Here is an 8,390-nt window from a genome sequence, read left to right on the forward strand (position 1 = left end):
CGACTTAAGAATCCTTTTGTTGACGCGGTGGGCGTGAACGATTTGGTTTGCGATTACCAGTGCGGGAGCCACCCGTATTAGTGCGGCGTTGCTGCTGGTTATTGCGTGTACGCATGCGAATTGGCGCTGGTAGATCCTGCAACAATGCTGAAGAATCGTAATCAGAAACAGGAATCGTATGCTCAATGTACTCTTCGATCGCCGGTAAGTTGATCGCGTACTGCTCACAAGCAAATGTGATTGAGTGACCACTTGCACCAGCACGACCAGTACGGCCGATACGGTGAACGTAATCTTCACAATCGTCAGGTAGGTCGTAGTTAAATACGTGCGTTACCTGTGGGATGTGTAGGCCACGTGCTGCAACATCGGTTGCAACCAAAATGTCCACTTCACCTTGAGTGAATTGCTCAAGAATGCGCTCACGTTTTTTCTGCGGTACATCACCGGTCAGTAGACCTACGCGGTGTTTATCGGCCGCAAGATGACCCCAGATTGAATCACACATGTGCTTAGTGTTAGCAAAAATGATGGCGCGATCTGGCCACTCTTCTTCAATAATTGTTTGAAGAAGAGGCATTTTATCTTCATTTGAAGGATAAAAGAGTTCTTCTTGAATACGGTGACCTGTTTTTTGCTCTGGTTCTACAACCACTGATTCAGGTTCATTCATGTGTTCAAATGCAAGTTCTTGTACACGGTAAGACAGTGTTGCTGAGAACAGCATGTTCAAACGTTCTTTTGGTTCAGGCATACGACGGAACAAGAAACGAATGTCTTTAATAAAGCCAAGATCAAACATGCGATCTGCTTCATCTAAGACAACCACTTGAATGTTATTCAAGTGAAATACACGTTGCTTGTAGAAATCGATGATACGGCCCGTTGTGCCAATCAAGATATCAACGCCCTGCTCAAGCTTAGTCACTTGCTTCTCGTAGCTTTCGCCACCATAAGCTAATGCCGCTTTAAGACCGGTGCTTTCAATTAGCGGCTCAGCATCATTATAGATCTGAATCGCTAGTTCACGCGTTGGTGCCATGATGATGGCACGAGGCTGTGTAGGCTGGCGGCCTTCATGCTCTGGTGTCGTCAGTAGGTGGTTAAAAGTAGCAGTAAGGAACGCTAACGTCTTACCAGTACCCGTTTGGGCCTGGCCTGCAATATCACGGCCGGAGAGCAGGACCGGCAGCGCCTGAGCTTGGATAGGGGTACAATATTCGAACCCTTTTTGCTCCAAACCCTTTGTAACTTGGGGCTTTAATCCCAAATCGGCGAACTTTTGCTCTGTGATGTGCGTCTTTTTCATTGCTATAGAATATCAGCTTAAGCTTGCAATACGAAAGTAAATACATTCCAATAGAGCATCTCAATACTGGTTATCATCCAACCAGTTCCGAAAAATGCATTGGAGTGGAAGATGAGTGATAAGATTTTGCAGCTAACTGATGAAGGTTTTGAAAACGACGTAATCAACGCTGCAGGCCCGGTTCTTGTGGATTTTTGGGCAGAATGGTGTGGTCCTTGTAAGATGATTGCCCCTATTCTTGATGAAATCGCAGAAGAATACACAGGCAAACTCACTATCGGTAAATTGAATATCGATCAAAATGCAGGAACGCCACCTAAATTTGGCATCCGCGGTATTCCAACGTTGCTTCTATTTAAAGATGGCAGCGTGGCAGCAACGAAAGTTGGCGCTCTGTCTAAAACTCAGTTAAAAGAGTTCTTAGAAGCTAACCTGTAAGACCGACTGATAAACAAAACCGTACATTTTTCACAATGTGCGGTTTTGTTTTTGAACGGCAACAAAAGATAGACTAGGCTAGTATTTAGTGATAATTTATCGCACGTAAATTAAACAAGTATCCTCTTCTTGGTCGATCCAGAGACCAAATCCATCTTACTCAATAAAACAGATCCTATTTTGACTAAACAAGCATCTACCACCATGAATCTAACAGAACTGAAGAGCAGACCTGTTTCTGATCTTGTCAAACTTGGCGAAAGCTTAGGCCTTGAAAACCTTGCTCGTCTAAGAAAACAAGACATCATCTTTGCCATCCTAAAAGCGCATGCAAAAAGCGGTGAAGATATTTTTGGCGATGGGGTTCTGGAAATTCTACAAGACGGTTTTGGTTTCCTACGTAGTGCAGACAGCTCTTACTTAGCTGGCCCTGACGATATTTACGTTTCACCAAGTCAAATTCGTCGTTTCAACCTGCGTACAGGTGATTCGATTGCCGGAAAAATTCGTCCACCAAAAGATGGCGAACGTTACTTTGCATTACTTAAAGTAAACACGGTAAACCACGACAAACCAGACAACGCGCGTAACAAAATCCTGTTTGAAAACTTAACCCCTCTACATGCTAATGAACGCATGACGATGGAGCGTGGTAATGGTGCAACGGAAGATATTACAGCACGTATTCTTGATTTGGCTTCACCTATTGGTAAAGGCCAACGTGGTCTGATTGTAGCGCCGCCAAAAGCCGGTAAGACAATGTTGCTACAAAACATTGCTCAGAGCATCGCTTACAATCACCCTGAATGTGAATTAATGGTACTTCTTATCGACGAACGTCCAGAAGAAGTAACTGAGATGCAACGTCTTGTAAAAGGCGAAGTAATTGCATCAACATTTGATGAACCAGCTTCTCGCCACGTACAAGTAGCAGAAATGGTTATCGAAAAAGCGAAACGTCTTGTTGAACACAAGAAAGACGTAGTGATCTTGCTTGACTCTATCACTCGTCTAGCGCGTGCATACAACACGGTCGTTCCTTCATCAGGCAAAGTACTGACTGGTGGTGTGGATGCGAATGCTCTACATCGTCCAAAACGTTTCTTCGGTGCAGCACGTAACGTAGAAGAAGGCGGCAGCTTAACGATCATCGCAACAGCGCTAGTTGATACGGGTTCTAAGATGGACGAAGTCATCTACGAAGAGTTTAAAGGTACAGGTAACATGGAACTGCACCTAAACCGTAAGATTGCTGAAAAACGCGTATTCCCTGCGATTGATTTCAACCGTTCAGGTACTCGTCGTGAAGAGTTGCTTACGAAGAGTGATGAATTACAAAAAATGTGGATTCTGCGTAAGATCGTTCACCCAATGGGCGAAGCTGATGCAATGGAATTCCTCATTGATAAATTAGCGATGACGAAGACCAATGATGAGTTCTTCGATGCAATGCGTCGCCAATAATTCAGTTGTTTAAAAAAACGCCACCGTAATTACGGTGGCGTTTTTGTTTGCATTCTATTCAGCGGAAGAGCACAATGACTGCAAATGTTACAAGGAGGTTAACATGCAACAAGGAATGTTGTCGTCGCTTCTCCTGTCCCTCTTCTTGGCGTTGGGAAGTCTCAATGCGGTAGCGACAGAAATGCCCCCCGAGCGGGTTGAGCTTTGGTTACAGAGTGATCATATGCATCACAAAGTCGCTGAATTACTGCTGCATGTGGTCGAGGATGATCTCGACGCTCTCAATTTCTCCCTTCAAAGATTAGCGTTTCCTCAACAGGAAGTCGCACGCTACTTGCTTCTGCAAAAGTTAGAACAACAAAACATGATTCTCACGCCCAGAATGGCTATTTTTGTGGAACAGCAAAAAGCAATGATTCCAACTTACCAAGTGTTAGAGCGAGGAGATGGGTACGAATTCAGTATCCCGGCATTTAACTTTCCCGCGATCGCTAGCCGATTGCTAAAGCGTTGGCAACAGGATCAATCTACGCTCGATTTTGTCATGCAAGCAGAGCGAAAAGAGCTTGAGCTACGGCATTGGTTAACAGAAGGGTCAGATTACCAGCAGCAAACGCGTGAAAAACTTTTTATACGTGAACTGGATAGTTTGTCTCTTGAAGCGGTAGAGTTTTTGACGCAGCAACTCACCCAAGAGGTGGTTGTGAGTTGGTTGCCTTCGTCGGAAGTTATGGTGAGGCTTGCTCAGGTGAGTGAGGATGTGGCCATATATAAACTCGTTTGGTTGATGAAGGCGGATCACTACACTCAGAATGAGCTCAGTCGATTAGCACAAGTTGGCGATACCTTTGCGCAACAACAAATTATGCAGGCGGCCAGCAATCCGAGCCTACGTGAGCAAGCGCTCACGGCGCTAACCTCGATGAATCCTATTAGTCACGAAGTGAAAGCATTTTTGATTGCGAGAATGAATAATAGTGAAGAGGTGTCACTGGTCGCAGATTTGCTTGCTCGACAAGGCCACTCGGCTTGGTTGGTTGAATTAGTGTCTAGTGATACTCATGTAAAACGCAGCGCCATTCTCAGTGTGTTAGGTCAATAAGCGCTTGTAATACCCATACGGAAAACAAGGATCGGAGATCCGATTTTGTTTGATATACTGAACGCAGTTTAACCAGATAATTAGAAGATCTATGAGTTTTAAGGACTTGCGCGATTTTGTTGACCTGCTTGAGAAGCAAGGAAAGCTAAAACGTATTACTCACCCTGTCGATCCTCACTATGAGATGACGGAAATCAGCGATCGCGTGCTACGGGCTGGCGGTCCCGCCTTATTGTTCGAAAATCCGATTGGCTATGATTATCCTGTCTTGACCAATTTATTTGGTACACCCGAGCGGGTCGCTATGGGAATGGGACGCTCAGAAGTGAAAGAACTGCGTGAGGTGGGTAAATTACTGGCGTATTTAAAAGAGCCAGAACCACCGCGTGGCTTTAAAGATGCCCTTGATAAACTCCCAGTATTTAAGCAAGTGCTCAATATGCCCGCTAAGCGTTTGCGTAAAGCCCCTTGTCAGGAAATTGTTTGGCAAGGTGAAGACGTCGATCTCGATAAAATTCCGGTAATGAGTTGCTGGCAAGATGATGTCGCGCCATTACTGACTTGGGGATTGACGATCACAAAAGGGCCGAATAAAAAACGCCAGAACCTCGGCATTTATCGCCAGCAAAAAATCAGTAAAAATAAAGTGATTATGCGTTGGTTGGCCCACCGTGGCGGTGCGTTAGATCTACGTGACTGGATGGAAACTCATCCAGGTGAACGATTTCCGGTTTCGGTGGCATTTGGCGCTGACCCTGCGACGATTCTCGGCGCGGTTACCCCTGTTCCAGATAGTCTGTCAGAATATGCTTTTGCAGGACTATTGCGAGGCAGCCGAACAGAAGTTGTGAAATCGTTAAGTAATGATTTGGATGTGCCGGCGAGCGCTGAGATGGTGTTTGAAGGCTATATCGATCCGCAAGAGTTTGCTGATGAGGGGCCTTACGGTGACCATACAGGTTACTATAACGAAAAAGAAAAACACCACGTCTTTACTATCACGCACATTTCCATGCGCCAAAAACCAATTTATCACAGTACGTACACCGGACGCCCACCGGACGAACCTGCGGTCTTAGGCGTCGCATTAAACGAAGTCTTTGTCCCTATTTTACAAAAGCAGTTTCCTGAGATAGAAGACTTCTACCTACCGCCAGAAGGTTGTTCTTATCGTATGGCGATCGTGACGTTGAAGAAGCAATACCCTGGACACGCCAAACGCGTCATGATGGGGGTATGGTCTTTCTTACGTCAGTTTATGTACACCAAATTTGTTATCGTATGCGATGAATCGGTTAATGCCCGAAATTGGGATGATGTGGTTCAAGCTATGACCACAAATATGGATCCGGTGCGAGACACCTTACTCATTGAGCATACGCCGATCGATTCATTAGATTTCGCCTCTCCTGTGGTTGGCCTAGGCTCTAAAATTGGTTGGGATGCCACGATTAAATGGGAGGCCGAGTTAGCGACAAGCTCACCGGAATCTGGGGCGGAGCTGGAAGCGCCATTAGATATTCTAGAACAAATAAAATTAGCCAATCCAACGATTCGTGACATCTATTTACCTAAAGGGGCGAAGGATGGCCAGATGGTGTTGGTGGCAATTGAAAAGCAACACCCAGGTGAAGGTCAACAAGTCATCGCAGAGATATGGTCGTCATTATCACCGCTTGTCGATCCAAAATTTGTTGTGGTCGTTGATGATGTCAATGTTCGTGATTGGAACGATGTCATTTGGGCGATAACAACTCGTATGGATCCCGCTCGCGATAGTTTGCTTGAACGTAGTTCTGGTGTGGGGCGTATTGCTTTGGATGCGACCAATAAACTTGGTAATGAAGCCTCGCGAGAGTGGGGGATTCCCATCAAGAAAGATCCACTATTGGTCGACAAAATTGATGCGATATGGCATCAATTGGATTTGTAATGGCAAGCCTTGTTACGTTATTACCGAGTCAGGTAACATTTGAAGTCCCAGCAGGACAAACGGTATTGGAAGCCGCGCTCAACAATAATATAAGCTTCCCTCATCGTTGTCAGGTTGGCGCATGTGCGATGTGTATGTGCAAAAAAGTATCAGGGGAGATTCATTATGAATTGGAACCGATGCTTACAGAACAAGAACAACAGCAGGGGTGGATATTTGCATGCCTTGCGTATACAGAAAGTAATTTAGTGCTTACTTTTGAAGAGTAAGCAAGAGGAACACCATGAGCATTCAATGTAAAGTTAAGTCGATAGAATCACTCGCTGCGAATACCTATCGAATCCTGCTTCATCCAGAGCAGCTAGTTACCTTTAAAGCAGGTCAATACCTAATGGTAGTGATGGGCGAAAAAGACAAACGTCCATTTTCGATTGCGAGTAGCCCTTGCCGGCATGAAGGTGAACTTGAGCTACATATTGGTGCGGCGGAGCAAAATGCTTACGCACATGAAGTGGTTGAGGCAATGAAGGCAGCTCTAGTCGATGGCACATCAATTATGGTTGATGCCCCGCATGGGGATGCATGGATACAAGAAGAAAGTGAACGTCCATTGTTACTGATTGCCGGTGGTACTGGTTTTAGTTATGTCCGCTCTATCCTGGATCATTGCATCGCACAACGAAAAGTGAATCCGATTTACCTTTATTGGGGAGCGCGTGATGATAGCCAACTTTATGCCGCAGAAGAACTGACAACGTTAGCTGAGCAATACGCGCATGTGCATTTTATTCCCGTCGTTGAACAGGCGCCAAGTGAATGGCGAGGTAAAGTCGGCAATGTATTAGAAGCAATAAGTGAAGACTTCGATACACTCGCTGATTTTGATATCTATATTGCGGGTCGTTTTGAAATGGCCGGCGCTGCCCGTGAACAATTCACACAAAACAAGCAGGCGAGAAGCGACAGAATGTTTGCGGATGCTTACGCTTTTATCTAATTAAGAGCAACACAAGCACATAAAAGAGGGCGTTTAGCTCTCTTTTTCATCGTTTTGTTGCAACTTTAACCGGTTGATGGTTTTTTTAAAGTTTTTGCACAAAAATGCTTGCCAATAAAATTCAGTTCCCTATAATGCGCAACCACTGACAGGGCATACGCCGCAAGGCTTAAGCGATTGTTAGAGAGGTAGAAAGTTATCGGAAAATAAATTAAAAAAGTATTTGACTCTTTTAATTATCTCGTTAAAATTCACCTCCGCTTTGAGAGAAACTCTTAAAGCAACGCTCTTTAACAATATAAACCTATCAATCTGTGTGGGCACTCGTTGATGATAATCCAATAAGTTGTTACTTAGGTAACGACTGTTTCTTCGGAAACACAATTGGGTTCAATGAACTGAGTGACCAATCGAGATTAAGTTTACTTAATCTTGGCACAGTCAATTCATTACCATTCTGTTGGAATGGTAATAGCTTTAAAATTACTTCTTACTTTCGAGTAAGAACAGTTTTGAAGTCAGTATTCATTGAGCCGACAAAATCTTAAATTGAAGAGTTTGATCATGGCTCAGATTGAACGCTGGCGGCAGGCCTAACACATGCAAGTCGAGCGGTAACAGGAAGAAAGCTTGCTTTCTTTGCTGACGAGCGGCGGACGGGTGAGTAATGCCTGGGAATATGCCTTAACGTGGGGGATAACTATTGGAAACGATAGCTAATACCGCATGATGCCTACGGGCCAAAGAGGGGGACCTTCGGGCCTCTCGCGTTAAGATTAGCCCAGGTGGGATTAGCTAGTTGGTGAGGTAATGGCTCACCAAGGCGACGATCCCTAGCTGGTCTGAGAGGATGATCAGCCACACTGGAACTGAGACACGGTCCAGACTCCTACGGGAGGCAGCAGTGGGGAATATTGCACAATGGGCGCAAGCCTGATGCAGCCATGCCGCGTGTATGAAGAAGGCCTTCGGGTTGTAAAGTACTTTCAGTCGTGAGGAAGGCATTTGCGTTAATAGCGTARGTGTTTGACGTTAGCGACAGAAGAAGCACCGGCTAACTCCGTGCCAGCAGCCGCGGTAATACGGAGGGTGCGAGCGTTAATCGGAATTACTGGGCGTAAAGCGCATGCAGGTGGTTCGTTAAGTC

The 8,390-nt window shown here is 45.2% G+C and carries 7 protein-coding genes and 1 rRNA gene; 7 read left to right on the plus strand and 1 reads right to left on the minus strand.

The window, feature by feature from the left end; all coding sequences use genetic code 11:
• Positions 1–4: 4 nt before the first annotated feature.
• Entirely contained in the window at positions 5–1,309 is a 1,305-nt protein-coding gene (gene rhlB / locus OJ16_RS09655) for an ATP-dependent RNA helicase RhlB (RefSeq protein ID WP_040989846.1), read from the minus strand.
• Positions 1,310–1,420: 111 nt separating this feature from the next.
• Here rhlB and trxA point away from each other — a divergent pair, with 111 nt between their 5' ends.
• The 7 genes from trxA to OJ16_RS09690 all read left to right on the plus strand — a co-directional run.
• Positions 1,421–1,747, plus strand: a complete 327-nt coding sequence (gene trxA / locus OJ16_RS09660) for a thioredoxin TrxA (protein WP_040989848.1) — start codon at positions 1,421–1,423, stop codon at positions 1,745–1,747.
• A gap of 204 nt (positions 1,748–1,951) precedes the next feature.
• Positions 1,952–3,211 carry a transcription termination factor Rho gene (gene rho, locus OJ16_RS09665; protein WP_040989861.1) on the plus strand — a complete coding sequence of 420 codons (1,260 nt, stop codon included), beginning with the start codon at positions 1,952–1,954 and terminating at the stop codon, positions 3,209–3,211.
• A 103-nt stretch (positions 3,212–3,314) separates the two neighbouring features.
• Complete coding sequence (locus tag OJ16_RS09670) at positions 3,315–4,313, plus strand: hypothetical protein (protein ID WP_040989850.1); 999 nt, start codon at positions 3,315–3,317, stop codon at positions 4,311–4,313.
• Positions 4,314–4,404: 91 nt separating this feature from the next.
• Complete coding sequence (gene ubiD / locus OJ16_RS09675) at positions 4,405–6,246, plus strand: 4-hydroxy-3-polyprenylbenzoate decarboxylase (protein WP_040989852.1); 1,842 nt, start codon at positions 4,405–4,407, stop codon at positions 6,244–6,246.
• Positions 6,246–6,515 (plus strand): 2Fe-2S iron-sulfur cluster-binding protein, encoded by a 270-nt coding sequence (locus tag OJ16_RS09680; protein ID WP_040989854.1) that lies wholly within the window; start codon positions 6,246–6,248, stop codon positions 6,513–6,515. The genes ubiD and OJ16_RS09680 overlap by 1 nt, the downstream gene beginning before the upstream one ends.
• Positions 6,516–6,529: 14 nt before the next feature.
• Positions 6,530–7,243, plus strand: a complete 714-nt coding sequence (gene fre, locus OJ16_RS09685; protein WP_040989856.1) for an NAD(P)H-flavin reductase — start codon at positions 6,530–6,532, stop codon at positions 7,241–7,243.
• Between the two features lie 546 nt (positions 7,244–7,789).
• Positions 7,790–8,390, plus strand: a 16S ribosomal RNA gene (locus tag OJ16_RS09690); the annotation flags it as partial.

Source organism: Vibrio renipiscarius (assembly GCF_000827885.1).
GTDB classification, from domain to species: domain Bacteria; phylum Pseudomonadota; class Gammaproteobacteria; order Enterobacterales; family Vibrionaceae; genus Vibrio; species Vibrio renipiscarius.